Here is a 26183-nt window from a genome sequence, read left to right as displayed (position 1 = left end):
ACGCAAACAAACCAATGAATGCTTTATCTGGAGTATTCCCATTTAAGTATTCTACTAAAGTATTCATTATTTTCTTTCCAATACCATTCTTTTGATAATCTGGATGAACCACTATATCTTGAATATAGAAATAGATAGCCCCATCACCAACAATTCTCCCCATGCCGATGATTTGATTATTATCCTTGACTGTTATACAGTAAATCGAATTTTGAAGTGATATTTCCGCCACCTCAAAGTTCATATAGTTAGTCCATCCCACAGAATCACATAAATATTTATATTCTTCCAATGTTGGAATGTTATTTTTAATCTCATATTTCTTCAAAATGTCCCCTCCAAGAATTCATTTCCACCAATACAAAGTAAATTCGACAAACTTTTATCTAACCCTTCTTACTAACTTAGCACTGTAAATCCTGATTAACCTCACGCTAATCCTTATATAATAAAGAAAGAGGCTGACGTATAGCCGTCAGCCTCTTTCTTTATTATATATTACGCCTTATGACACTCTGGACAAACGCCATAAATTTCTAAGCGATGACTATTGATAACGAAGCCTGTCGTTTTCGCAGCTTCCTCTTCCAGCTTTTCCAAGCCTCCATAAGGAAAATCAACAATCTTACCACATTTTTCGCAAATCACATGATAATGTTGACTTGTAACATAATCAAATCTACTTGAAGCGTCTCCATAAGTTAATTCCTTTACAAGTCCAACCTCTTTAAACACACGTAAGTTATTATAGACAGTTGCAACACTCATATTTGGAAACTTACCTTCTAATGCTTTATAAATATCATCCGCTGTTGGGTGCGTCATTGATTCCACAAGGTACTCTAAAATAGCATGACGCTGTGGAGTAATGCGTACACCCGTATTTTTCAGCATTTCTAGCGCTTCTTTTAATTCTTCTTTGACCACCGTCATGCACCCCGATTCTATACGGATTATTATTTTATAATTCTTATAAAGAGTGTACTCCTTTTCTTATAAATCGTCAATATTTCTACTATAAGTATGTAGTTTATTTTTATATTCAGGACTTGTTTTTATGTATCTTTCCCTTTTTTCTTCATATATTCCATAGAAAAAAGTGCGACATAATCGCACTTGGAATACTATCATCTGAGGAGGTATGCCCTACACTTCCACTTTATGTAAGGCAGTAAAATATGTATAGACACTTGCCTTGTTTCTGCATATTTTATCTCCAATGTAGATTTATTTTATATAAGAAAGAACATCCTCAATATGTCCTTTCACTTTCACTTTACGCCACTCTTTTACAAGTTCACCGTCTTTATTAATAAGGAATGTAGAACGCTCGATTCCCATATACTCTTTCCCAAAGTTCTTTTTTAACTTCCAAACATCGTATAACTCTGCTACTTTATGATCTTCATCTACTAAAAGTGTAAATGGCAATTCATGTTTCTCAATGAATTTCAAATGTCTATTCGCTGAATCAGGACTTACTCCAAGAATAACCGTATCCTTCTCTTGAAATACTCCATACGCATCACGAAAATCACATGCTTCAGTTGTACATCCTGGCGTCATATCTTTCGGATAAAAATAGAGAACTACATTTTTACCGCGGAAATCAGCTAGGCGAACTTCTTCTCCGTTACTTCCCTCTAATGTGAATTCTGGTGCCATTTCTCCTACTGTAATCATAGTTATCACTCCTACTCTTTTCCTTTACTATAACAAATGCTTCCTTATTTTTCATTGTCTATTACAGACCTCATCACAAAAGCAAAAGGGAGTGTATATCCAATTAGCGCTTCTGCGATTGCAATCCATCGCCCAATTCCAATCGGAGATATGTCACCATATCCAACAGACAATAAAGTAACTGCGCTAAAATATAAACAAACTTCGACGAGTTGAAAAGAATGAGCGTTCAAACTTTCTCCGTCCTCTTTCAAAACTGCGAAACCCATTTCCTCTAATACAACGTAACTTAATCCAAATGCGATTAGTACTGTTGTATAGATTAAAAATAATGTGGCCAAATTATAGAGCGAAAAAAAACGCGTTGAATCCGAATAGGAACTCCATAATAATTGGACACTTTTCAAAATAGCGATTGCTGCAATTAATAGAATAAATCCCCATAACATGTCCTCCACCTCATTTTATATGTATGAGGTGGAGAACTGATTTATCCCTTAGAAACGAACAAGCTTCTATAATTAATTACCCGCGCCACGATACCTTTTTACCCCTTGGTTCCAGAGGGTGATTGCAATCGTAAAACAGATAACACCAACAATTGGCGTCGCAAATGCATAACTATTCCATTCTGTTTTTCTTAAAAAGTATGCCGCTGGATATACTCCAACAAACGCAAACGGTAAAACAAACGTTAAAATGAAACGAATTACACGATTATAAATATTAACAGGATAGCGCCCGTAATTACCTATGTTATACATAAGAGGCATAATTGAACTTTTCGCATCCGACCAAAAACCAAGGCTCGCCAGCGTAACAAATATCCCTCCATATACAAGTGCTCCTCCTCCTACCATCAATATAAATAAGAAGAAATCATACCAGTAAAAAGATAATTGTAACTCCACAGCTGCATATCCCATTACAACAATCCCTGTAATAGCTCCAATTAAAGATTCAAGTTCCATTCTTTCTAATATAATTTGAAATAGGCTATGGATCGGCCGCGTTAATACACGATCCATCTCCCCTTTAATAATGTATCGATCATTAAAATCCCATATATTAAAGAAAGCTGAAAAGATGGCAAATGGTACTAAAAAGAAACCATAAATAAAGATTACTTCTTCTCGACTCCATCCCTTCAATGCTTGTGTATGCCCAAATACAACGAGAATAAATATTAAATTAACTGCTTGAAGCGATAAATCAGAAAGTAAACCAACGATAAAATCGCCTCGATACTCCAATTTTGTTTTTATATATTGACTTGCATATTGTAAAAATAAGTTTATATATAGCATCTCATCATCCCCCTTGTACAATTAGACGTTTTCTCGCCGTTCTCCACATGAGTACAATTGGAATAATAAGTACAATCGCCCAAATCACTTGAAATACTAAAGCCTCATACAACTTACTCCCCTGTATACCTTCAGAAAAAATCATACTTGGAATATAACTAATAGCCTGAAACGGTAAAAACATCATTGCTTTTTGGGCCCATAGCGGATAAAAACTAATTGGTAATAATAGACCTGAAAATAAATCAATAACAACGCGTTTTGCATACATAATCCCACTATTATTAAATAGGAAAAACGTAAGCATTCCCGTCATTAAATTAATTTGTGTATTAATAATAAAACTAAATATTAAAGATAAGAAGAAATATAACCAAGTTTGAAAATTTGTTGTAATTTGCAACGAAAATAATAACGTAACGATAACCATGCCTGGAATGGAAAAGAAGGCAAAACGGAATATTCCCTCGCCAAGACCTTGCATAACTTTCATTCCCAAATAGTTATACGGACGAATTAATTCTACAGCCACACGTCCTTCTTGGATCTCCATCGCAATTTCCCTATCTATATTATTAAAATAGAAGGCACGTGCCATCCACGCGATTGCGATATACGTGGTCATTTGCGAAATAGATAAACTTTCAATATTCTCTTTTCCGCTATAAATTGCTTGCCATAAAAAATAGTAAGCACCGATATTAATCGTATAAATTAAAATCCCGCTATAGTAATTTGTACGATACGCAAGCATCATTAAAAAGCGAATTCGAATCATTTCAATATACTTACCCATGCGTAATACCCTCTTCATAAATGTTACGAATAATTTCCTCTGTAGACACTTCGTTAATTTTTAAATCTTTAATTTGAAAGGCTTGTACTACTTTAGAAATAAGCATTGAAATAATAACTTCTTCATTCGGAATTTTTGCAACCCATGTATTTTCCTCTTTTGCTTTCGACCAAACGACATGATTATCTGGCATAACCATTGATAAAGCCTGATAGGAAACTGGTGCAACAAACTGAAAGTGAATTTCCTTCTCCGCTCCCCACTGCGTACGAAGATTATTTAAAGAACCGTCATACATAATATTTCCTTCATCCAGCATGATAACGCGCTCACATAAAGCTTCAATATCAGTAATATCGTGTGTTGTTAATAAAATTGTTGTTTTATAACGTTCATTCATTTCTTTTAAAAATTCACGTATTTTCAATTTCACAAGTACATCTAACCCAATTGTTGGCTCATCTAAAAATAATAACGGTGGATTATGAATTAAGGCTGCCGCTAATTCACAACGCATCCTTTGACCAAGAGATAATTTTCGAACTGGTTTATCTAATAAGGGCCCTATATCTAACGTTTCAATTACGTGCTCCATATGCTCCTTATACTGAGCGTCTGATACACCATACACTTTCTTTAATAAACGAAACGATTCTTGTACTGCAATATCCCACCAAAGTTGCGAACGCTGTCCAAAAACAACACCAATTGTTCTTACAAATTCTTCTCTTTGTTTATGTGGGTTCATTCCATTTACTGTGATTTGCCCTGATGTCGGAGTTAAAATCCCCGTAAGCATTTTAATTGTTGTTGATTTACCAGCACCGTTCTCACCGATATAACCAACCATTTCACCTTGCTTTACAGTAAAAGATACATCATTTACTGCTGGTACTATTTTATAATTACGATTTAATAAATCGCGAAATGCACCCTTTAAGCCCGGACGACTTGAATAGGCTGTAAACTCTTTACGTAACCCTTGTACCTCAATTACCGATTTCATAATCGGACCCCCCTCCTAAATGTCACAACGAATAGTTTACCCAACTGCCTTCGCTATCACAAACAATACGTCTTTTCGAAAAACATGTTAGAATAATACATAGATTTTTGTAAGGAGATGAATTGTAGTGAATTTCACAAAGTCAGAAGCATTACATAAAGAAGCTTTAGAGCATATCGTTGGCGGTGTTAACAGTCCTTCTCGTTCTTTTAAAGCAGTTGGCGGCGGCGCTCCTGTTGCTATGGAACGTGGGAAAGGCGCTTATTTCTGGGATGTAGACGGAAATAAATATATCGATTATTTAGCAGCATACGGTCCTATTATTACTGGACATGCTCATCCGCATATAACAAAAGCAATTACAACAGCTGCTGAAAATGGGGTACTTTATGGAACACCAACAGCGCTAGAGGTAAAATTCGCAAAAATGTTAAAAGAAGCAATGCCTGCATTAGATAAAGTCCGTTTCGTAAACTCTGGTACAGAAGCAGTGATGACAACGATTCGTGTTGCTCGTGCTTATACAGGTCGCACAAAAATCATGAAATTTGCTGGTTGTTACCACGGTCATTCTGATTTAGTACTTGTGGCAGCTGGATCTGGCCCTTCTACTTTAGGAACTCCTGACTCAGCTGGCGTACCACAAAGTATCGCACAAGAAGTTATTACCGTTCCATTTAACAATGTAGAAACTTTAAAAGAAGCTTTAGATAAATGGGGTCATGAAGTAGCAGCTATCCTTGTAGAACCGATCGTTGGAAACTTCGGTATTGTAGAGCCTAAACCTGGATTCCTTGAAAAAGTGAATGAACTTGTTCACGAAGCTGGCGCACTAGTAATTTATGATGAAGTTATTACTGCTTTCCGCTTTATGTACGGCGGTGCTCAAGACTTACTTGGTGTTACACCTGACTTAACAGCGCTTGGTAAAGTTATTGGCGGTGGCTTACCAATCGGTGCTTACGGTGGTAAGAAAGAAATTATGGAACAAGTTGCTCCGCTTGGACCTGCATACCAAGCTGGTACAATGGCAGGAAACCCTGCTTCTATGGCATCAGGTATCGCTTGTCTAGAAGTACTTCAACAAGAAGGGCTTTATGAGAAATTAGATGAACTTGGTGCAATGCTTGAAAAAGGAATTTTAGAGCAAGCAGCGAAACATAATATCGACATTACATTAAATCGTCTAAAAGGGGCTTTAACTGTATACTTCACAACTAATACAATTGAAGATTACGATGCCGCACAAGATACAGACGGTGAAATGTTCGGTAAATTCTTCAAGCTTATGCTTCAAGAAGGAGTTAACTTAGCACCTTCTAAATACGAGGCATGGTTCTTAACTACAGAACATACAAAAGAAGATATTGAATATACAATCGAAGCTGTCGGCAGAGCATTTGCTGCCCTAGCAGACAATAAATAATCCCGTCATTAAAAGGAAAAAAGAAAGCTCACCTTTCTTTTTTCCTTTTTTCTATTTCATAAATTACGTATTAATAGTATAATTATTCATAATTATCTGTTTTATATTCTTTTACAGCATTACTATCTCTGTGTACAAGGTGATTTGCGCCTTAAATAGTAAGATTATTCTAACTTTTACAAGAGGGGGGATTGACGGATGCTCAATAAAAAAAATACATGGACACCGTCTTTATTTCGAGATTATAGAAATGCAGAACATGATGCGTGTGGAATCGTTTCCGTTATGGAGAAACGAAAAATTGCTACAAAAGAAAACATTGACCTTTGCATACAATCACTCGTCAAAATGAATCATAGAGCTGGTTTCATTAATGGCGAGGGCGATGGCATCGGCATTCACATTGATATACCAAAAACACTTTGGAATGAAAAACTAAAAAGTAGCGGATATAATCCAACGATTGTGGATCATCCCCACTTTATCGTTGGACATTTTTTTCTAAATAAAAAAGAAAACATTACTGCCTTAAAAGATTATATTCGTACGCAATTAAACAACAAAAACTTTACTATTATTTTCGAAAGTGACGATGCAACAAACTCAGATGCGCTCGGTCCACTTGGTAAACAAGAAGAACCTTTATTTTGGCAAGTTGCCCTTATCGCAGAAAACGAAATTATAAATATTGAGCAAACATTATTTTCTGTCACAATAAAAATAGAGAAAAACGAAGCAATTCATGTTGCTTCATTAAGTCATGATCATGTTGTATATAAAGTTCTAGGTGCTGGTGATACGCTTGTTGCCTACTATAATGATTTACAACATCCGCTTATCGCTTCAACTATGACATTAGGACATAACCGCTACTCTACTAATACATTATCTAATTTTTTTCGTGTACAACCATTTAGCATTCTCGGACATAATGGTGAAATTAACACAATTGCGAAATTACGCGATCAAGCTGAAATGATTGATGTACCACTTACTGCAGGAGGCAGTGACTCTCAAGATTTAAACCGCACCTTAGAAACCCTACTTGTTCAATACGGCTACAGCTTATTTGAAGCAATGGAAATTCTATTCCCACCAATTATTAATGAAATTAAACTTTATGAAACACCTTTACAAGATTTATATACGTATATACGTGAAGCATGGGGACATTTTGCACAAGGACCAGCTGGCATCATTTCCCGTTTTAAAGATGAAGCTGTTTTCAGCGTTGATTCCCTTGGATTACGCCCAGTATGGAAAGTAGAGACAGAGAGCTCTTATATTTTCTCTTCTGAACCTGGAGTTGTATCACCAACTAAATATGTAGCAGAACCAAAACCACTCGCTCCTGGAGAAAAAGTCGGATTAAAATGGAATGAACAAGATGAACTTGTTCTTTATGAATATGACAAATATCAAATCCAAGTATATAACCGTTTTAAAAAGCGAATTGATACTACCAATTACCATTTAAATTTATCTATCCCTGAAACGAAAAAAATCCAAAGGCTATGTGATTCTGTTCAAGTTGAAACGAAAGAATACGTCGCTTTCGGATGGGACCGAGAACATATTCAACTTCTTGAACAGATGGCAACAAAAGGCGTTGAGCCAATACGCTCACTTGGGCATGACTCACCACTTGCCGCACTCGATACTGATAGACGAAATATCGCTGACTTTATTAAAGAAAGTGTAGCTGTTGTTACAAACCCTGCAATTGACCGTGACCGTGAAATTGAACACTTCTCTACACGTACTGTACTTGGAGAGCGTCCAAGTTTATTAAGCGGCGCAAAACGGCCATTTGTAGTTGAAATGCTTTCACCAATTATTTTAGAAGGCAGCGTGGCACAACCTATTGCAGAGGAATTACACACAATTACGTACGAACAACTCATAGAGCTATTTAAGACTCATAACTCTATCGCCACAATCTCTGCTACATTCAGCTCGTCAGAAACTCTGCAATGCGCATTAAGCCGCATTAGTTCTGAAGCGATAGCTGCTGTTAACAATGGCGCTTCCCTACTAGTATTAGATGACGCAAAAGCCCATCTAAATGAACGATTGTGGATTGATCCACATTTAGTTACTGCTAAAGTACATCAAGCATTAAGTGAAAATAAATTACGCCGCAATTGTTCTCTCGTTATACGTTCTGGTGCTCTTCGCTCCTTACATGACATTGTCACGCTATATGGATTAGGAGCAGATGGTATTAATCCATATTTATTATTCGCGACTGTAAATGATGGAACAAAAACACCAATTACGAATCTATATAATGCACTTAATAAAGGATTAGAAAAAGTCATTTCAACAATTGGAATTCATGAGTTACGTGGTTACGGACGTCTCTATTCATCTATTGGATTACATGAAGAAATCGCAAATATATTACAGATTACAAATTTCTTCGGTTCAAATGATTTAGCCTTTTCACTTGAATCACTTGTTGAAGATGCAAAAATACGAGCAGAGGATTATAACAATCCTAAAATTAGAATGCGAAAATCATTTCATATATTCCCGCGAATTTGGAAAGCAATCGGCGATGTTGCAAAAGGAAATTCTTATGATGATTACCGTGACAAGTTAAGTGAACTAGAAGAGAATAATCCAATCGCAATCAGACACCTTGTTCAAACGAAACAAACAAAACATGTCGTTCCAACTGAAGAAGTATCTATCGGCATCAAAAATCATAATCTACCATTTATTATTAGTTCTATGTCATTTGGTTCTCAAAACGAAATTGCCTTTCGCGCATATGCAGAAGCAGCCGATCAGCTAAATATGATTAGCTTGAACGGTGAAGGCGGCGAAATTAAAGATATGATTGGAAAATATCCACATACACGTGGACAACAAGTAGCATCTGGGCGATTTGGAGTAAATGCCGAACTACTAAACTCATCAAACTTAATTGAAATCAAAATCGGTCAAGGCGCAAAGCCTGGGGAAGGTGGGCATTTACCTGGTTCAAAAGTGACAGCCAAAATCGCTGAAGCACGTAATGCGACAATCGGCTCAGATTTAATTTCGCCTTCTAATAACCATGATATTTATTCAATTGAAGATTTAGCTCAAATGATTACAGAAATTAAAACAGCTAATCAACTTGCCAAAGTAGCCGTGAAAGTCCCTGTTGTTCCTAATATCGGAACAATTGCTGTCGGTATCGCCAAAGCTGGCGCTGATTTTATTAACATTAGCGGATTCGATGGCGGAACAGGCGCTGCACGTATTCACGCATTGCAGCATGTAGGTCTCCCTGTAGAAATTGGTGTTAAAGCCGCTCACAACGCTTTATTAGAAGCAAGCATGAGACATAAAGTAGAGATTTGGGCAGATGGTGGTATTCGAAGTGTAAATGATGCCTTGAAAATCATGCTCCTCGGAGCAAACCGTATTGGATTTGGCACACTATCAATGATTGCAATCGGCTGTACTACTTGCCGTGGGTGCCATCTAGATACTTGCCATGTTGGAATTGCGACACAAATCGAGTCTGAAGCACAAGCAAAAGAACATGGGTTACGCCGCTTCGTCCCACGCGAATTAGAAAGCGCAGTTGCTGGCCTGCTAAATTTATTCACCTCTTTCGGTGTAGAACTAAAACGATTAACAGGACAGCTTGGTTATACAAATTTACAAGCAATTGTTGGGCGTTCTGATTTATTAGAGCAAGTTCGAGGCGAAAATTTATTAAACTTACGTAATTTACTACAAATAATAGAACATCCATCTGTTACAACAACAGAAGGCGTACCGGAAAAACAATTTAAGACAGTTCATTCCGCTGACTCAAAAGAATTGGTAGGCGTTGGTGTAGAGCAACGCGTTATGGGTGGTCTAGAATCATGTTATCGCGTTCGCAGTAAACTATATGAAGCTACTCAACTTGAACCACTTACATTAAAGTATACGAATGGTTCTATTCCCGGAAATGGGTTAGGTGCTTACAATAGTGAAAATTTATTTATACACGTAAATGGCGGCGCACAAGATGGCATTGGTAAAACTTCCTTTGGTGGTGGGATTTATATAACGAAATCAAAAGGAAAAGACGGAGTATATTATAACGGTTCTGTCGGAAAAGGATTTGGATATGGTGCACAAAAAGGGGCACTATACGTACAAGGGAACGCTGATGCTCGCGCTGGCATTCGCCTTTCTGGGGCAGACATGATAATTGGAGGTAGAATAACAAAACCACTCCGTGAAAAAGAGCAAGGAAATATAGGTGCATACTCCAATATTAAAGGTTTTGCTTTTGAATATATGACAAACGGGCGAGCGCTTGTTTTAGGTGACCCTGGTCCATGGATTTGCGCTGGCATGACTGGCGGTGTTGTTTATTTGCGTCGTGATTCAAACTTAGGCTTAACAGAACAGGCCTTAAAAAGAAGAATCGCAAAAGGCGCAAATGTTACATTACAACCAATTAGTAAAAATGGTTTGAAAGATGTAACTGAATTATTGCTAGACTATATTCGTGTACTAAACGAGCACGAGCAATATGAGGAAGTTGCTTTGTTAACACCATTATTAGATGATATACAGAACAAGTTTTTTGAGATTATCCCGAAAAAAGAACAGGCAGATCCATCTATCTCAACAGAGTAAAATGAGTAATTTTCATTATTAAGAAAAAATTGACGAAGTACGCTTCTCATAGTAATCTATAGTAACAATTTGAGACCTGCTGAAATTCAGCAGGTTTTTTTACTAAAAACTGATGTTTAAAAGGAATTAGGAAAAATTATAAAGTGAAACTTTAATTAGCCTACACCAATCGGACGTTTACCGGCATCCAGCTTCTGAATTTTGAGGCGTGAATCTTACTACTCACAATTAGCGGGATAAAATGAACACTAATTTCTTTTAACGTCACTAAAATATCACTTGCTAACATATTGTAATGAATGTATAGTATCATGTTGTACATTCATTATGACAAGAGAAAGGATCTTATTAAGGGTATGAAACTTGGTGCTCGCATTTTAAAAACGGGTATTGCCATCACGTTAGCTTTATTTGCTTGTATTTTACTTCAATTACCGAGTCCGGTATTTGCGGGAATTTCAGCTATCTTTGCTGTTCAACCGTCTGTATACCGTTCTTATTTAACAGCACTTGAACAAATTCAAGCAAATGTAATTGGTGCGATATTTGCTATCGCATTTGCTACTGCTTTTGGACATAATCCTTTTATTATTGGATTAACATGTATATTAGTAATTGCTCTTACATTACAATTACGATTAGAAAACACAATATCAATTGCTTTAGTAACAGTTATCGCCATTATGGAGTATCAAGGCGAAGATTTCTTTAGTTTTGCCTTACTTCGATTTGCGACGATTATGATTGGTATTATTGCGGCTTCACTTGTAAATTTAGTATTTATGCCGCCAAAATATGAAACAAAACTTTATCATCGTATCGTTGATAATACAGAAGAAATTGTAAAATGGATTCGAATGAATAGCAGGCAGGCTTCTGATTTTACAACGCTAAAAACTGATATTGATCGTATGAAAGAAAAAATGATCAAACTAAACCATTACTATTTGCTGTATAAAGAAGAAAGAAGCTACACGAAAAAAGTAAAGTTCGCAAAAATTCGTAAGCTCGTTTTATTCAGACAAATGTTAGCGACAACAAGCCGTGCTTTAAGTACGTTAAAATCATTACACCGTACTGAAAATGAACTGCGCTATATGCCGGAAGAATTTCAGGAATCTATCCAAAACGAACTTGACTCATTAACGCATTATCATGAACAAGTTTTATTAAAATTTATTGGTAAAGCAAAAAAACAACAATCAGTCGAAATGCTTGATGAAGTTGAAACAGGTAAACAAGAATTAATTGATATCTTTATGGAATATCAAAATAAAGACGATGAAGAAGCATATAAAACATGGTTACATCTCTTCCCTCTTATTTCTTCCATCATTAACTATAGTGAAGAAGTAGAGCATTTAGATTTGCTTGTAGATAGCTTCTACACATACCATAAACCAGAAAAAGAACTCCAAATCGATGATAAAAAAGAAGACGAATAAAAAAACAGCTCCTTTTATGCTAAAGGAGCTGTTTCTGTTATATGTTGAAGTTGATATAAATTTTAATAAAATCCTCTTTTTTGCATTAACTCTTCATGAGAACCAGTCTCTTTAATCTCACCGTCTTCAATGTAAATAATCGTATCAACATGCGTAATCGTCGCTAATCGATGTGCAATTATAATCGTTGTCCGGTCAGCAGCTAACGTCTGAAGCGCCTCTTGAATATACCTTTCATTTTCTAAATCTAATGCTGAAGTTGCTTCATCTAATATAAGTACCGAAGGATTCTTTAGAAACACTCGTGCAATTGCCACGCGTTGTCTTTGCCCGCCCGATAGCTTCACACCACGTTCTCCAACGACAGTATTATAACCATCTGGTAAGTCTATAATAAAATCATGAATTTGCGCAGCTTTAGCAGCTGCAATCACCTCTTTCTCTGTAGCCTTCGGATTTCCATATAAAATATTAGCTCCAATTGTATCGCTAAACAATAAATTATCTTGCAGTACAATTCCAATATGACTACGCAAATTTCTCATATTATACTTTCTTACATCTATGCCATCTACATAAACCGTGCCTTCAGAAACATCATAGAAACGCGGGATCAAACTAGCAAGAGATGACTTTCCTCCCCCACTTGCTCCTACAAGCGCTACTTTCTCTCCAGGCTGCATAGTTAATGACAAGTTGTGTAATATCTCTTTTTCATCTACATTATAACGAAAAGAAACATTGTCAAATACAATTTCTCCATTTAATTTTTTCGTTTGTACCGCATTTGGTACATTAACAATATCGTATTTTTCATCTAACAGTTCAAACACACGGTCCATCGATGCAAAAGATTGTGTTAATGTTGTAGATGAATTAACAAGGCGGCGAAGCGGACTATATAAACTATCCATATATCCAACAAAAGCTACCATCGTTCCTAGCGTTAACTGCCCTTGAATTACTTCATATGCTGCAAAACCAATCACAAGTAACGGACCTAAATCGGTTAACGTGTTTACTGCCGAAAATGTTCTTGCCGTCCAACTTGTATGGGTTAATGCTTTCGTTAAAAATTCATTATTTCTTTTTTCAAACTGCTTCCCCTCATACTCTTCTAACGCAAAGCTACGTGTCACTTGCATTCCTTGAATACGTTCATGCAAATACCCTTGCATCGTCGCTAACGCTTGTGAACGCTCTTTTGTCAATTTCCGAAGACGTCCGAAAAAATATTTCACTGCAATTACATAAATAGGTAAAATCAATAAAGCAACAAATGTTAATTTTATATTCATAGAAAACATAACAATGATAGCAATAGCAATTGTTGCAGTATCTAACCAGACGTTCATCAAACCAGTAATTACAAAATCTTTCGTTTGTTCTACATCATGGATGACACGCGAAATAATCTCCCCTGTTTTTGTATTGGAGTAATAACGTAAACTTAACTTTTGTAAGTGACCGAAAATATGCTTCCGCAAATCATACAGTATTGTATTTGCGATACGTTGGGCGAAATATTGACGATAATATTCAATCGGTGGTCTTAATACCGCAAAAATAAAGAAAGCAATTCCAATCGCTGTTATTAATTGAGATGTTTTATCTTGAAGTGAGCCAGCGCCTTGAATTACATCATCGATAATATACTTTAATAACCACGGCATAATAAGTGGGATACCGAACTTAACTAGTCCAATAATAATTGTAATAGCAATAAGCCATCGATATGGTTTAACAAATTGTAAATATCTTTTTATGCCTTGCACATAATCCCCCCTCTAATAGGACAAACCTGCCGGGAAGCCCCCTGCAGGTTTGTTTTAATTTCTGTACATTAAATATCGTTCATACCACATATCTACGAAATCTGGTGCAAATGGACCTTTTCTTTGATGAATCCACTGTGTTAAATGTGCTACATTTCGTTTTAAAATTGTATCAATAACAGGTGGATACTGCATAATTTCACTATGTTTTTCATACTCATCTTCATCTAGAAGCGTATATGTCATATCTGGATATACTTTAATATCTAAATCATAATCAATATACTTTAATGCTTCAGGATCATACGCAAAAGGTGAGCTTAAATTACAATAATAATATACGCCATCTTCCCTAAGCATCCCAATCACATTAAACCAATAGTTGGCATGAAAATAACAAATTGCTGGTTCACGAGTAATCCATGTTCGGCCATCCGATTCTGTAACTACTGTACGATCATTCGCTCCGATTACAAGACTCTGTGTCCCTTTTAAAATTGTTGTTTCTTCCCACATTCTATGAATGGAGCCATTATGTTTATAACTATGTATTTGTACTTTTTCTCCTTCTTTGGGAAATCCCATATATGCTCCCTTCTTTCAACTGCAAATGCCCTTTGAACGGCATTCACTTTTTTTCTATTATAACTTTTTTGTCGAAATTTTAAAACTAAAGGGATAAGACTCTATTTTTCAAACTGAATATGCAGGAGGTTTATCGTTGAATACTATGCCCCACCACTTCTTAGGAGATAAAAGGATTGTACTGTATTATTTATAAGCGAGGACATGTAATAGAAAAAGCCCTTCTCTATTTCCATACAAAGAAGGACTTTTCACCTAAAGATAACAATATATCTTATCCTAAATTTGAAATCATTTTTTCAGTTGCAAAAGATTGGATTACACTATTCGTTTGTTCTTCAAATTTCTCATGTAACATCTTCAACGCTACTTCTGTTCTATATATTTCCTGGCGGATAAAATGCAGTTCTTTTTTATCGCACGTATCTTTTTCATTCATTTCAATTTGTTGATACTTCTCTAGATGTGCTTGTAACTTTAACAACTCATCCATCGTTTCTAATTGCTCCCCTACCAACTTATCAAAATCGTTCATTACTTACCCCCTTTTGGACTTATTCATCAGTTATTGTTCCTAATTACATAATTCTAATTGTTAACTTCCTTCTCCTTTGACTACATTTGTTGACTTATTAGAAGTTATGTCGTTCGCTTTCTTTTCATTACAACGATCCACGCAAAAAGAAAACACTTCTCCCGAATTAGAGAAGTGTTTTTCTTTCATTACTGATTTGAGCTAGAAGATTGTGATTGTTTTGCAGCTGACTTAGCATTTTGTTTTTTCACAGAATGCACGTCTGTTTCAGTTGCAAATTCTGTACCATAACTAGCGTTTGCACTTTGTGCACCAGAAGCTTGTGCTTTCTTTGCTTCTGATTGTGCGTTTGCTTGTTTTACAGCTTGTACATCTGTTTCAGTTGCAAACTCTGTACCATAACTAGCATTTGTACTTTGAATGCTAGCACCAGAAGTTGCTTTGTTATAACCTTGTTGTTTTTTACTCATCTTTCTCACCTCCACAATCAATAATGTAACCAATTCACTTAGAAGCTATCCGTAATTTTCTTTTGAATAATTTCCGCATATATCTTTTGTTACTTATTCAAACTATAAGAAATGGAGGTGGAAATATGTATATAGGACGCGATATGACTGAACTAACGATGATTTCAAAAAATGAATGGAAAGAAGATGAATTAGCTTATTTTCATCACTCACTACAACAAGTTCTGCCTTATTTAAATGTAGAAGGGCAAAGTATTTACAAAGAAATTGTAGTAGAAATCGAATCAAGAGGCGGCTTACAAGAAGGTGAAGCTAGTTGGACTCATGGGACAAAAATTTCTTACGATTAAAAAAGTGTTCCCTAGATTGGGAACACTTTTTTATTTATTGCATTGTAATTTTCTCCACACAATTTTCATAAATAGTACGGTGTGATTTTGAGAAAGGTAATTGCTCAAATACCTCTTTCGATACAAATTTTAATGTATCTGTATCAACAATATTACCGGTTACTTTTCCGTAAAATACAAATATATCCCAAGTACGATGTGTAAACGTATGTTGTACATTAATTGCGTATTCATCAATAGAAATCTCGAGCTCAAATTTTTCTTTCATATAATCTATAAGCTGTTCCTTCTGATTTCGAATACCTTCTCCAAGTTCAGCATTAGGAAACTCCCACATGTTAGCTAACAAACCTGTACTTGGACGTTTATTAATAACGTAACGACCGTCTTCAGTTTGAAGTACGCCTGCAACAATAGGTACCATTTTAGGAGCTTTCGCTTTACTTTTTACTGGTAATTCTTTTTGAACACCTTCAGCATATCCTCTGCAATGCTCACGCACAGGACAAAGTAAGCACGATGGATTTTTAGGAATACAAATCAATGCACCTAATTCCATCAATCCTTGATTAAAATAAGATGGGTTTTCTACTGAAATAATTTCACGCACAATCTCTTCAAAAACTTTTCGAGTCTTTGGTTTTGCAATATCATCCCATACTGATAAAATACGAGATAATACACGCATAACATTTCCATCAACTGCCGGCTCTGGTATACCATATGCGATACTTAAAATAGCACCTTTTGTATATGGTCCTACTCCTTTTAACTTTTCAATTTTCTTTACATCACTTGGTACAACCCCGCCGTATAATTCTTTTACCTCTTTTACTGCCGCATGTAAATTACGTGCTCTAGAATAATATCCTAAACCTTCCCATGCTTTTAATACTTCTTCATCATCTGCGTTCGCTAACGCTTCAAGTGTAGGAAACTTCCCCATAAAATTTGCGTAATATGGTTTTACAGCTTCTACTCTTGTTTGCTGCAACATAATTTCAGAAACCCAAACACGGTATGGATCTTTATTCTTTCTCCACGGTAAGTCACGCTGTTCTTCTTCAAACCAACCAATTAAATCATTTTGAAACTGTTCTATATTAAAATTGTTTAGTATTTCAAGTGTCAAACTTGATCCCCCTCATTTTTTTGCATATAAGTACTATTATAAAGATTTTAGGAAAAAATTTAAGTAAGATGACATAGGAAATAGAAGGCAAAGGACTTGAGGTATCGAATAAAAAGAGTTACATTAATAAAAAACGGAGGTGGATTTCTATGGACACAGCCACTCACCTTGTTATGGGTATCACTTTAGGTAGCTTAGCAACATTAGATCCAGCCATAGCACAAAGTGATATTGGCCCCCAAGCTGTTATGCTTGCTACAATTGCTGGTTCCAACATTCCTGACATTGACACAGTTCTAAAATTGCGTAATAACGCTAAATATATAAGAAATCATCGTGGGATTACTCATTCTATTCCCGCGGTAATTCTTTGGTCATTCCTTATAAGTGGCATCTCTTTCGCCTTCTTTTCAGAAGCTCCATATCTTCATCTACTACTTTGGTCATTTATTGCCGTCTTTCTTCACGTCTTTGTAGATATTTTCAACGCCTATGGTACACAAGCATTACGACCTTTCACAAAAAAATGGGTCGCACTTGGCATAATTAATACATTCGATACCGTAATTTTCTTTATCCATATACTTGCAATTGCTTGCATGCTCGTCGGTTCTCATAAGGGATATACAGCTTTAGCGGCATATATATTAATGATTGTTTACTATATCGGACGGATTATGATGCACAGAAATATAAGAAGCGTTGTACACAAACGTTTCAAAAATGTCGAAAAGATTATCATTTCTCCTTCTTACCGATTTTATCATTACCATTTAGCAGTCGTTACGGCTGATTATTACTACGTTGCGAGATGGCACCGTGGTAACATCATGATATATGACAAGTTCGATCGGGTACCGTTCCCAGACAATAATATTATGCGAGCAGCTAAACAAGATGAAAACATCTCAGCCTTCCTATCTTTCTCTCCTGTATATCGCTGGGATATTTTTGATCATGACCATTATTATGAAGTACGATTCATTGATTTACGATATCGAAGTAAAGATTATTATCCATTTGTTGCAATCGTTCAGCTCGACCACAATTTAAATATTATTAGTTCCTATACAGGATGGATCTTTAGTGAAGAAAAGCTTCGAAAAAAACTGGAATTACTTCCACATTAAAAAAAGCGACTTAAGTCGCTTTTTTTAATGTTTCAAATGATCTTCTTGATTAATTAAATGACTATACTTCGGATTATTTGTCCGCATTTCATGAAGGCGTACACCATGATTATTAATCCATGATCGTACCACTTGTTCCGTCATTTCATCGCCTTGATAACGACCTGATTTTGCATAAGTTGTTTGAAAATCTTCCCATAGTAACTCAACCCACGCACGAGCTTGTGCGTAAGAAAGCTTGTCATTCTTGTCTAATAATTCTTTCGTTAATGTTTCATAAATATCATTCATATTATAATCTCCTTTTACCTATTTATCCCTTCATTTCTAAAGGATAGTTTCTTCAATTTTGCACATTCTATAATTGATACTTCTTAAAAAGGTATCAACCGATAATGAGGAGGGCGTTCGCAATGGGTAAACAAGCCGAATTTTGGTCTGAGTCAAAAAACAACAGCAAAATCGACGGTCAACCGAAAGCGAAATCACGCTTCGCTTCGAAACGACCTAACGGCACAATTAACACGCACCCACAAGAACGTATGCGTGCTGCAAATCAGCAGGAAGAGTAGTACAAATTAAATTAACTTCCTACACGAGGTGATAAAGATGAGCTACCGTGATCGCTTAGATAGTCGTTCTGAATTATTTAACCATACGTGGACTCGTCCAAAACATGCGAAAGCGCAAGTTAACGGACAGACGCAACAAACCCAGTCTCTCATTATATTGGCAAATGAATGTAAAAAACGCCAATTTTAGAATCTCCTATCTCCTTTAACGCCTACCAAAGATGAAAACCAGAGAGATATGTGCTCTCTGGTTTTTATTTTTCTTGCAATAAGGAAATTGGTATGCCAATCTCTTCATTATCATTTTGCTTATATCCCCAAGCAAATACCCCATTGAAATACGTAATTTTAAATAATACACCAGGTTCTTCTACTAATTCATATGTTTCACCAATATGGAACTTGTTTATATCCGTCATATAAGCACGAGCCATTGCCATTTTTCTCATTAATACATCAAATTCATTGACAATCCCAAGCTGCTCAGCTTTTACTGCTTGCTCCTTCAAAGCGCCAATTTCTTCCCTTAGCTCATGCGGTGTCATTTCACTGTAGCGTTTTGGCATATTCATCTTATTCTCCTCATTCCTCTTCGCGTTTCATTTGCAAAAATATCTCGATTTCATCAATAGAGAATCCTTTTCGATATAACGCTTGTTTCATCTTGTTTTCAAATGTCCATCCATCATGCTTCTTATATTTCTCATAATATTTATTCCCATGATAGTGTAACGCTTCTTGTTGCTTTTCGTCATCTTTTTCGTCTTTCAATTCTTCCAAACAAATTTGAATTACTTCTCTAGAATATCCTTTTCGAACAAGCATCTCATCTAACTTTAGTTTCATTTGTAAAAAAGAATGTTTTTGATAAGATTTTTTCTTCTTCTCTATGAGAAACAAGGCATTCTCAATTTGCTTTTCCTTCGGATATTCTTGTAAACTATGTGTAATAATTAAATCCTGAACACCTTTATTTAATAACTCTCTTTTAATAACAGTTGGACCTTTTCGATTCACATTACTTTGCGTTCGCGTATATAAAACAGCATACTCTTTATCATTAATATATCGGTCATGTAATAATTTCGAAACGACTTCAGAGATGATGGCCTGTCCCACTTCTTTTTTTCGTAAAAAATCTTCTATTTCTTGTTTTGTTCTCATTTGATAGGATAAATAGGAGATTGCTTGTAAATATGCTTTTTGTACTTCTTCATTGTACAAAATATTCCCTAACTCGATTTCATCAATTTCTAAGCCCTTTTGTAATCCATGTTTTATTAAGATTACTTGATCCACACTAAATCCGTACTCTTCGCCTTGACCTTTATCAATATAAATATTAAATCGTTCTTTCGATCGTTTTTGTACTTCTATTTTTGTAATGACAGCCATACTCTCACCTCTCTATTATTTTAACATAGTCGAGGAACATTTTTTCTTTTCAAGAATATATATAATGAGGAGGAAATACTTGTGAAAATCGCAATTTCTGGTGGTACAGGCTTTATCGGTAAATCCCTTTCTACTTTTTTTATTCAAAAAGGATATACTGTTTACATTCTCACACGAAAAAAAACTACTGAAACTTCCGACCCTAACCTTCAGTATGTTCAATGGACACCAGATTTACAAACCTTCCCCCTCTCTTCTATTGATGTAGTTATTAATCTAGCCGGAGAGTCTATTAATAGTAGATGGACAAAGCAACAAAAGAAAGCCATTTTAAACAGTAGAATTCAAACAACAAAAGGACTCATTAAACAATTGCAGGGACTCCATACAAAGCCACACACATTTATTAACGCAAGTGCTATTGGATACTACGGAACATCTGAAATAGAGTCTTTTACAGAACAGCATGAGACTCCTGGAAATGACTTTTTAGCAAATACAGTATATTCATGGGAACAAGAAGCATCTAAAGCACGTTCTCTCGGAATACGAACAATCTACGCAAGATTTGGAGTCGTATTAGGTGCAAATGGAGGAGCTCTTCCAAAAATGCTACTTCCCTATCAATTCTATATCGGCGGCACCATTGGTTCTGGGAAGCAATGGTTATCATGGATTCATATAGACGACGTCGTTCGTATGATGGATTTCATCATACACAAAAAAGAAATTGATGGCCCTCTTAATATGACAGCACCAACACCCATAAGAATGAAGGAATTTGGAGAAAACATTGCAACTATAATGAACAAGCCTCATTGGTTGCCTGTACCTTCATTTATCATTCAAACTTTATTAGGTGAAATGAGCATACTTGTACTAGAAGGGCAACGTGTATTACCCATTAAGGCAATTGAACATGGATACCAATACACATTTCCGGCAATAGACCATGCATTACAAAATATACTTTCGCATACAATGTAGTACTTCTAAAACACAATTTTACATGGGCTCTTTCAAAACTTTCATTTTCTAGGATCCGAAGCATTACCATACAAATAACCTTTCAGTTACTTTCCCTTAACTTCCATTAGCATTATAAAGTAACAGAAATGAGGTACCTATGAAAATATTGCTCAAACAAGCCATTGTATACCCTATTACATCTCAAAAGTTTCAAGGCGATGTACTCGTTACAGGAGAGCGAATTACCGAGGTCAAATCTTTTATTCAACCTACTCAAGATATGACCGTTATAGATGCACGAGCACTCCATCTCTTACCTGGCTTTATTGATGTCCATACTCACCTTGGTCTCTATGATGAAGGCACTGGTTGGGCTGGAAATGATGCCAATGAAACATCTGAAGTTTCAACACCACATATTCGTTCTTTAGATGGAATCCACCCTTTGGATATCGCCTTTCAAGACGCTGTACAAAACGGAATTACAACCGTTCACGTTATGCCTGGCAGTCAAAATATTATCGGGGGGACTACTTGTGTAATAAAAACAGCTGGAACTTGTATTGATCATATGATTATTCAAGAACCTGCTGGTTTAAAGATTGCCTTTGGAGAAAATCCTAAAAAAGTCCATAGTAATGGAACAAAAGAATCCATTACACGTATGGGGATTATGGGGTTACTTCGGGAATCATTCTATGAAGCACAACACTACGGGCACGAAGCTGATTTTCGAATGCTTCCTATTTTAAAAGCATTACGTCGTGAAATACCCGTACGTATCCACGCTCACCGAGCAGATGATATTAGTTCTGCGCTACGCTTTGCAACGGAATTCAACCTCGATCTACGTATTGAACATTGTACAGAAGGACACTTTCTTGTTGAAGAGCTTTCGAAACATAATTTGAAGGTTTCAGTTGGTCCCACTCTGACACGTCGTTCTAAAATCGAACTAAAAAACAAGACATGGGATACTTACCATATATTATCTAAAAATGGTGTGGAAGTTTCTATAACAACAGATCATCCTTATACACCCATTCAATATTTAAATATTTGTGCCGCTGTCGCAGTAAGAGAAGGATTAGACGAGAAAACAGCACTAGAAGGAATCACCATATTCCCAGCGCGAAATTTGCGTTTAGAGGATAGAATTGGAAGCATCGAGGTTGGAAAAGACGCCGATCTCGTGTTATGGACTCATCATCCTTTCCATTATTTAGCCAAGCCTGTACTAACTATGATTGATGGAAAAATAATTTACAAAAAAAATAAAAAAAACTAGTTTATTTTTTTGACTAGATAAAGTATTATACGATTATAAACTGAATGAAACCATAATCAATTTGTGTCGTGATTATCATTTTCAAATTGATGAATGGGGAAGGCAAATGGTGCGCCACCAGCGTTAGAAACTGGTTCTAGTGGGTTCGATTCCCACCCCGAAATTTTTTAAAGATTGATATAAAAATTTCGAGGGTGGGGTGTTTTTTCGTCATGCTACCCTCGTGTGAGGAGGAGTTAGTATGTTGAAAAAACGCGACTTACACGACAGCCACGTTCTATACGAGTTAATGGTGGATCCAGCTGTCTTCCCTTTTGTGCGTCAAAAGGCTTATTCTTATGAAGAATATTTATTCTTAACAAAACAAACGATTGAAGCTGAAGAGCGTGGTGAATTAATTTCACGCACAATTTTAGATGAATGGGGTAACCCTATCGGAACAATTACTTTATTTGATGTGCAAGAAAAAGCTGGATTTCTCGGGACATGGCTCGGCAAACCATATCATGGAAAAGGCTATAATAAATTGGCAAAAGATTCATTTTTTAGTGAACTTTTCTATGAATTAGATATTGAAACAATTTTCATGCGTATTCGTAAAATAAATATTCGTTCTATTAAAGCTGCAGAAAAACTGCAATATGTGAATCTAGCAAACGAAACAAGAAAAGCCGTATATGATGAAATTAACGCAAACGAAGAAGTATATAACTTATATGAAATTCCAAAAGATCAATACACACTTGCTACAATGCGAGATACAACCTTCCAAGATGCTCATCAATTAAAAGAAGCATAATCTAAATTTTCTGAAATGATAATCAATCATTAACATTTTCCATATGCGTATATCCCCTCATGTCTTTGGAAACGATAAATAGTAACTTTAAGACACGAGGTGATTTGTAATGGATAAAAAGAAACGTGATAAAGCAAAAAACACATTATCTAGTACACAAGAAGTTCTCTATCAACGCGAATTTCAAAAAGCAGATCGTGCAGCAGGATATCGCTCGAAAAGCATTTAAAGTGAAAATGAATAATTTTCTCGATTGATAGAAGTAAGCAAAAAAAGCCCCTTATACATAAGGGGCTTTTTTTGCTGTGGACAACTTTATCCACAAAACCAACAGAATTGTTAGTAATTTTCAAAAACATTTAATATTTTTCTATATTAAAGCATATATCAGCTGTTTTAATTGTGGATATTTTTCTAAAAATTGTGGACAATGTGGATATAGTTGTTAATATTCCGACTTTACTGTTTAATGAAAGCGCAATCCTTTTGTGGATAACTGGCTGAATTTTCTTTGAAAATAATAAAGAACCCTCTTTACATATACAAAGAGGGTTTCATATTAAGTAAAAGATTGTGCAAGAGCAGGTGATTTAATAGGTATATGACGCGGTTCTGCATGATTTTCTGCCAAAATTGCATCTACAATATGACCAGCTGGCTCTGGAAGATAGATGCTTTTCATTGCTTCTTTCATTTGAAGAAGCTTCACATCATCTTGTAATAATGCCTCTGTTTTTGCAAAAACCTCACTATCATCGCGAATGACAACTGCTGCTCCCTTTCTTTCAAAGTACATCGCATTTTCATTTTCTTGTCCTGGAACAGGCTTATATAAAATGACAGGTACTTGCAACGCTGCTGCTTCACTTAATGTTATTCCGCCTGGCTTCGTAATCATACAAGAAGTAACACGGAATAATTCATCAATATTTTCAACATACCCAAACACTTTTAATGCATCGGAATTTTGCTTCTGTAAACTTAATAAATCCTGTTTTAAAGCTTCATTTTTCCCACAAACGACAACTACTTGTAAATTAGGCACTGACATAAATGATTGGCATAGTTCTTTTACATTTCCTAATACCCCATGAGCACCTGCTACAATTAGTAAAATCTTTTTATTCTTACATAACTGATATTTAGTATATATGATTTCTGGATTTACCTTTAACTCAAAACTACTCCGAATTGGAATTCCTGTTTCAACAATTTGTTCCGCAGGTACACCGATATCAACCATCAATTCTTTCACATGATCCGTTGCAACAAAATAACGATCTACTTCTCGATGAATCCATATTTTGTGCACGCAAAAATCCGTTAATACGTTATAGACAGGAATTGAAATACCTGTTTGTTTCTTCAATTCTGGTACAGCGATAATTGGAAATGTATTAATTACAATATCTGGTTTCTCCACCTGTAATAGTGTTTTCAAACGTTTTCTTCCAAAGTTCGCATACCAAGATGCTATTTTCTTATCATAAATTTTTTCTACCCCGTAATAAAACAAACGATATAATTCTTTTCCTATTGTATAACTTTTTAAATATAGATATTTTGTAATGTCAGTTATAAATGGATGTGATTCTCCAAACAAGTCGCATACAATAACATCTTCAATTCCTTTTTGGCGAAATGTTTGTTCTAATGTTTTTGCTACTTGCACATGACCATTACCGTAATGTGCAGTTAATATTAAAACCTTGGGGTTTTTTATCAAACAAATCCACTCCTAGCTTTTTGTTTCTCCATATTGCATATACGACAATAGGAAAAACATTTTCCTTAAAAATTACATAAACAGATTCTAATAATTCCCTTTCAGCTATGTACCTGTCGTGGATATGCAAAGCATATAAGATTGACCCCTTAATCCTATCTGTGCTCATATCTTTACATTATACTTTCCTATAAGAGCTTTCGCAATAACTTACAAGTGTTCTCTATTCCATGATACTCACTCTTTTACTTCTTAATTCTTTTTACTATTTTGATTTCCCTTTACAATTATGTAAATTTCTCCATTTATTCCGTACAAAATTATGGATATTCTACTTTCAGTATAATCTTTTATCAATATATACTCTAGATTTTATTGTAAAGAAAGCAAAAAGCCTAATCCAATATTTGGATTAGACCGCTTGTAAAATATATTTAGCATGTTCTACATTTTTCTCAGTAGGTGGTTCTACATTTGCGAGTGGATACTTGTGTCCAAGCGCCTCCCATTTATATACACCAAGCTTATGATATGGTAACACTTCAACTTTTTGAACATTAGACAGACTTTGAATAAAGCTAGATAGTTTTTGTAGATCCTCTTCATTATCCGTAACACCAGGAACTAATACGTGTCGTACCCAAATCGGTTTATTCTTATCCGATAAATAACGAGCAAATTGTAAAATATGTTCATTTGGTTTCCCTGTTAATTTACGATGCTTTTTGGAATCGATATGTTTCAGATCCAATAAAACTAAATCTGTATAATCCATTAAAATATCTAGCTTATTTTGGAATTCTGGTTCCTCAGAATAACAACCACCCGAAGAGTCGATTGTTGTATGGATACCAGCCGCTTTACACTTTTTAAACAACTCAATTAAAAAGTCTAGCTGTAATAATGGCTCTCCACCGCTAACTGTTATACCGCCTCCGGAAGCTTCAATAAATGGAAGGTAACATGTCACATCCTGCATCACTTCTTCAACTGTTATTTCTTTACCTTTACCGATTTCCCACGTATCAGCATTATGACAATATTGACAACGTAATAAACACCCTTGTGTAAATATGACATAACGAATCCCCGGGCCATCAACAGTACCACAAGACTCTACAGAATGTATTCTTCCTTTTACCATGTTACTTCCTCCTTT

At 35.6% G+C, this 26183-nt stretch carries 28 protein-coding genes (1 of these 28 cut by a window edge); 11 read left to right on the top strand and 17 right to left on the bottom strand.

Annotation, left to right across the window (positions count from 1 at the left end; translation table 11 throughout):
- The 7 genes from V7S45_RS02715 to V7S45_RS02685 form a co-directional block, all read right to left on the bottom strand.
- Positions 1-328, bottom strand: the 5' portion of a protein-coding gene (locus V7S45_RS02715) for a GNAT family N-acetyltransferase (protein WP_000759735.1). It extends 92 nt beyond the left edge of the window; only the first 328 of its 420 coding nucleotides appear in the window; it begins with the start codon at positions 326-328; its stop codon lies beyond the left edge, outside the window.
- Between the two features lie 170 nt (positions 329-498).
- The gene (gene perR / locus V7S45_RS02710) at positions 499-927 is read right to left on the bottom strand and encodes a peroxide-responsive transcriptional repressor PerR (RefSeq protein ID WP_000237829.1); all 429 of its coding nucleotides are present in this window, start codon (positions 925-927) and stop codon (positions 499-501) included.
- A gap of 300 nt (positions 928-1227) precedes the next feature.
- Positions 1228-1683 (bottom strand): thioredoxin-dependent thiol peroxidase, encoded by a 456-nt coding sequence (bcp, locus tag V7S45_RS02705; protein ID WP_000633710.1) that lies wholly within the window; start codon positions 1681-1683, stop codon positions 1228-1230.
- A 44-nt stretch (positions 1684-1727) separates the two neighbouring features.
- Positions 1728-2132: a potassium channel family protein gene (locus tag V7S45_RS02700; RefSeq protein ID WP_000964343.1), complete on the bottom strand. Its 405-nt coding sequence runs from the start codon at positions 2130-2132 to the stop codon at positions 1728-1730.
- A gap of 72 nt (positions 2133-2204) precedes the next feature.
- Entirely contained in the window at positions 2205-2990 is a 786-nt protein-coding gene (locus V7S45_RS02695; RefSeq protein ID WP_000965773.1) for an ABC-2 family transporter protein, read from the bottom strand.
- 4 nt (positions 2991-2994) lie between these two features.
- The gene (locus V7S45_RS02690) at positions 2995-3786 is read right to left on the bottom strand and encodes an ABC-2 family transporter protein (RefSeq protein WP_000521519.1); all 792 of its coding nucleotides are present in this window, start codon (positions 3784-3786) and stop codon (positions 2995-2997) included.
- Positions 3779-4792, bottom strand: a complete 1014-nt coding sequence (locus V7S45_RS02685) for an ATP-binding cassette domain-containing protein (protein ID WP_025687088.1) — start codon at positions 4790-4792, stop codon at positions 3779-3781. Before V7S45_RS02685 ends, V7S45_RS02690 begins: the two co-directional genes overlap by 8 nt.
- A gap of 127 nt (positions 4793-4919) precedes the next feature.
- Here V7S45_RS02685 and hemL point away from each other — a divergent pair, with 127 nt between their 5' ends.
- The 3 genes from hemL (at position 4920) to V7S45_RS02670 (ending at position 12298) form a co-directional block, all read left to right on the top strand.
- A complete protein-coding gene (gene hemL / locus V7S45_RS02680; protein ID WP_001011863.1) occupies positions 4920-6218 on the top strand; it encodes a glutamate-1-semialdehyde-2,1-aminomutase in 1299 nt (432 codons plus the stop codon).
- Between the two features lie 198 nt (positions 6219-6416).
- Positions 6417-10853, top strand: coding sequence for a glutamate synthase-related protein (locus tag V7S45_RS02675; protein WP_025687086.1), 4437 nt, complete (start codon positions 6417-6419; stop codon positions 10851-10853).
- A 356-nt stretch (positions 10854-11209) separates the two neighbouring features.
- A complete protein-coding gene (locus V7S45_RS02670; RefSeq protein WP_000765787.1) occupies positions 11210-12298 on the top strand; it encodes an aromatic acid exporter family protein in 1089 nt (362 codons plus the stop codon).
- Positions 12299-12360: 62 nt separating this feature from the next.
- Here V7S45_RS02670 and V7S45_RS02665 read toward each other — a convergent pair whose 3' ends face one another.
- The 4 genes from V7S45_RS02665 to V7S45_RS02650 form a co-directional block, all read right to left on the bottom strand.
- Positions 12361-14073: an ABC transporter ATP-binding protein gene (locus V7S45_RS02665; protein ID WP_342761644.1), complete on the bottom strand. Its 1713-nt coding sequence runs from the start codon at positions 14071-14073 to the stop codon at positions 12361-12363.
- A gap of 54 nt (positions 14074-14127) precedes the next feature.
- Positions 14128-14658, bottom strand: a complete 531-nt coding sequence (locus V7S45_RS02660; RefSeq protein WP_000506622.1) for a DUF402 domain-containing protein — start codon at positions 14656-14658, stop codon at positions 14128-14130.
- A gap of 274 nt (positions 14659-14932) precedes the next feature.
- The gene (locus tag V7S45_RS02655; RefSeq protein WP_000997575.1) at positions 14933-15193 is read right to left on the bottom strand and encodes a YgaB family protein; all 261 of its coding nucleotides are present in this window, start codon (positions 15191-15193) and stop codon (positions 14933-14935) included.
- A 188-nt stretch (positions 15194-15381) separates the two neighbouring features.
- Positions 15382-15663: a gamma-type small acid-soluble spore protein gene (locus V7S45_RS02650; RefSeq protein WP_025687085.1), complete on the bottom strand. Its 282-nt coding sequence runs from the start codon at positions 15661-15663 to the stop codon at positions 15382-15384.
- Between the two features lie 125 nt (positions 15664-15788).
- Between V7S45_RS02650 and V7S45_RS02645 the strand changes: the two genes are divergently transcribed.
- Positions 15789-16013: a hypothetical protein gene (locus V7S45_RS02645; protein ID WP_000275436.1), complete on the top strand. Its 225-nt coding sequence runs from the start codon at positions 15789-15791 to the stop codon at positions 16011-16013.
- A gap of 34 nt (positions 16014-16047) precedes the next feature.
- Here V7S45_RS02645 and mutY read toward each other — a convergent pair whose 3' ends face one another.
- Positions 16048-17145, bottom strand: a complete 1098-nt coding sequence (gene mutY, locus V7S45_RS02640; protein WP_025687084.1) for an A/G-specific adenine glycosylase — start codon at positions 17143-17145, stop codon at positions 16048-16050.
- A 149-nt stretch (positions 17146-17294) separates the two neighbouring features.
- On the opposite strand from mutY, the gene V7S45_RS02635 reads away from it, so the two are divergent.
- Positions 17295-18275: a metal-dependent hydrolase gene (locus tag V7S45_RS02635; RefSeq protein ID WP_000379112.1), complete on the top strand. Its 981-nt coding sequence runs from the start codon at positions 17295-17297 to the stop codon at positions 18273-18275.
- A 24-nt stretch (positions 18276-18299) separates the two neighbouring features.
- On the opposite strand, the gene V7S45_RS02630 is transcribed toward V7S45_RS02635, so the two are convergent.
- A complete protein-coding gene (locus tag V7S45_RS02630) occupies positions 18300-18566 on the bottom strand; it encodes a YfhJ family protein (RefSeq protein ID WP_000998166.1) in 267 nt (88 codons plus the stop codon).
- Between the two features lie 122 nt (positions 18567-18688).
- Between V7S45_RS02630 and V7S45_RS02625 the strand changes: the two genes are divergently transcribed.
- Positions 18689-18847 (top strand): small, acid-soluble spore protein K, encoded by a 159-nt coding sequence (locus tag V7S45_RS02625; RefSeq protein WP_000517891.1) that lies wholly within the window; start codon positions 18689-18691, stop codon positions 18845-18847.
- Between the two features lie 37 nt (positions 18848-18884).
- Complete coding sequence (locus tag V7S45_RS02620) at positions 18885-19037, top strand: YpzG family protein (RefSeq protein WP_000122093.1); 153 nt, start codon at positions 18885-18887, stop codon at positions 19035-19037.
- Between the two features lie 64 nt (positions 19038-19101).
- Here the strand turns inward: V7S45_RS02620 and V7S45_RS02615 are convergent, their stop codons facing one another.
- Positions 19102-19419, bottom strand: coding sequence for a YfhH family protein (locus V7S45_RS02615; RefSeq protein WP_001057020.1), 318 nt, complete (start codon positions 19417-19419; stop codon positions 19102-19104).
- 10 nt (positions 19420-19429) lie between these two features.
- On the bottom strand, positions 19430-20242 hold the full coding sequence (recX, locus tag V7S45_RS02610; RefSeq protein ID WP_000268502.1) for a recombination regulator RecX: 813 nt from the start codon (positions 20240-20242) through the stop codon (positions 19430-19432).
- 81 nt (positions 20243-20323) lie between these two features.
- On the opposite strand from recX, the gene V7S45_RS02605 reads away from it, so the two are divergent.
- The 4 genes from V7S45_RS02605 to V7S45_RS02590 all read left to right on the top strand — a co-directional run bounded on the left by V7S45_RS02605 (position 20324) and on the right by V7S45_RS02590 (position 23527).
- Entirely contained in the window at positions 20324-21229 is a 906-nt protein-coding gene (locus V7S45_RS02605) for a TIGR01777 family oxidoreductase (protein WP_000684382.1), read from the top strand.
- A 139-nt stretch (positions 21230-21368) separates the two neighbouring features.
- Complete coding sequence (locus V7S45_RS02600) at positions 21369-22499, top strand: amidohydrolase (RefSeq protein WP_025687079.1); 1131 nt, start codon at positions 21369-21371, stop codon at positions 22497-22499.
- 241 nt (positions 22500-22740) lie between these two features.
- A complete protein-coding gene (locus V7S45_RS02595) occupies positions 22741-23298 on the top strand; it encodes a GNAT family N-acetyltransferase (protein WP_000914737.1) in 558 nt (185 codons plus the stop codon).
- Positions 23299-23407: 109 nt separating this feature from the next.
- Positions 23408-23527, top strand: a complete 120-nt coding sequence (locus V7S45_RS02590) for a YfhE family protein (protein ID WP_000358482.1) — start codon at positions 23408-23410, stop codon at positions 23525-23527.
- A 330-nt stretch (positions 23528-23857) separates the two neighbouring features.
- Here V7S45_RS02590 and V7S45_RS02585 read toward each other — a convergent pair whose 3' ends face one another.
- Together V7S45_RS02585 and pflA are read right to left on the bottom strand one after the other, a co-directional pair.
- Positions 23858-25024, bottom strand: a complete 1167-nt coding sequence (locus V7S45_RS02585; RefSeq protein ID WP_000594691.1) for a diglucosyl diacylglycerol synthase — start codon at positions 25022-25024, stop codon at positions 23858-23860.
- 412 nt (positions 25025-25436) lie between these two features.
- A complete protein-coding gene (gene pflA / locus V7S45_RS02580; protein WP_000238458.1) occupies positions 25437-26168 on the bottom strand; it encodes a pyruvate formate-lyase-activating protein in 732 nt (243 codons plus the stop codon).
- Positions 26169-26183: the final 15 nt, after the last annotated feature.

It is taken from the genome of Bacillus sp. BR3(2024), assembly GCF_039134555.1.
Lineage (GTDB): Bacteria > Bacillota > Bacilli > Bacillales > Bacillaceae_G > Bacillus_A > Bacillus_A cereus.
This window is presented reverse-complemented; position numbering and strand designations above follow the sequence as displayed.

Bases quoted from the DNA above. Each gene is read 5' to 3' on its own strand.
- V7S45_RS02650 (WP_025687085.1), bottom strand. From the start codon at position 15,663: ATGAGTAAAAAACAACAAGGTTATAACAAAGCAACTTCTGGTGCTAGC.
- V7S45_RS02670 (WP_000765787.1), top strand. From the start codon at position 11,210: ATGAAACTTGGTGCTCGCATTTTAAAAACGGGTATTGCCATCACGTTA.
- bcp (WP_000633710.1), bottom strand. From the start codon at position 1,683: ATGATTACAGTAGGAGAAATGGCACCAGAATTCACATTAGAGGGAAGT.
- V7S45_RS02635 (WP_000379112.1), top strand. From the start codon at position 17,295: ATGGACACAGCCACTCACCTTGTTATGGGTATCACTTTAGGTAGCTTA.
- V7S45_RS02625 (WP_000517891.1), top strand. From the start codon at position 18,689: ATGGGTAAACAAGCCGAATTTTGGTCTGAGTCAAAAAACAACAGCAAA.
- V7S45_RS02595 (WP_000914737.1), top strand. From the start codon at position 22,741: ATGTTGAAAAAACGCGACTTACACGACAGCCACGTTCTATACGAGTTA.
- V7S45_RS02620 (WP_000122093.1), top strand. From the start codon at position 18,885: ATGAGCTACCGTGATCGCTTAGATAGTCGTTCTGAATTATTTAACCAT.
- V7S45_RS02675 (WP_025687086.1), top strand. From the start codon at position 6,417: ATGCTCAATAAAAAAAATACATGGACACCGTCTTTATTTCGAGATTAT.
- recX (WP_000268502.1), bottom strand. From the start codon at position 20,242: ATGGCTGTCATTACAAAAATAGAAGTACAAAAACGATCGAAAGAACGA.
- V7S45_RS02660 (WP_000506622.1), bottom strand. From the start codon at position 14,658: ATGGGATTTCCCAAAGAAGGAGAAAAAGTACAAATACATAGTTATAAA.
- V7S45_RS02655 (WP_000997575.1), bottom strand. From the start codon at position 15,193: ATGAACGATTTTGATAAGTTGGTAGGGGAGCAATTAGAAACGATGGAT.
- V7S45_RS02615 (WP_001057020.1), bottom strand. From the start codon at position 19,419: ATGAATATGCCAAAACGCTACAGTGAAATGACACCGCATGAGCTAAGG.
- V7S45_RS02600 (WP_025687079.1), top strand. From the start codon at position 21,369: ATGAAAATATTGCTCAAACAAGCCATTGTATACCCTATTACATCTCAA.
- V7S45_RS02690 (WP_000521519.1), bottom strand. From the start codon at position 3,786: ATGGGTAAGTATATTGAAATGATTCGAATTCGCTTTTTAATGATGCTT.
- V7S45_RS02695 (WP_000965773.1), bottom strand. From the start codon at position 2,990: ATGCTATATATAAACTTATTTTTACAATATGCAAGTCAATATATAAAA.
- V7S45_RS02700 (WP_000964343.1), bottom strand. From the start codon at position 2,132: ATGTTATGGGGATTTATTCTATTAATTGCAGCAATCGCTATTTTGAAA.
- V7S45_RS02590 (WP_000358482.1), top strand. From the start codon at position 23,408: ATGGATAAAAAGAAACGTGATAAAGCAAAAAACACATTATCTAGTACA.
- V7S45_RS02645 (WP_000275436.1), top strand. From the start codon at position 15,789: ATGTATATAGGACGCGATATGACTGAACTAACGATGATTTCAAAAAAT.
- V7S45_RS02685 (WP_025687088.1), bottom strand. From the start codon at position 4,792: ATGAAATCGGTAATTGAGGTACAAGGGTTACGTAAAGAGTTTACAGCC.
- V7S45_RS02630 (WP_000998166.1), bottom strand. From the start codon at position 18,566: ATGAATGATATTTATGAAACATTAACGAAAGAATTATTAGACAAGAAT.
- pflA (WP_000238458.1), bottom strand. From the start codon at position 26,168: ATGGTAAAAGGAAGAATACATTCTGTAGAGTCTTGTGGTACTGTTGAT.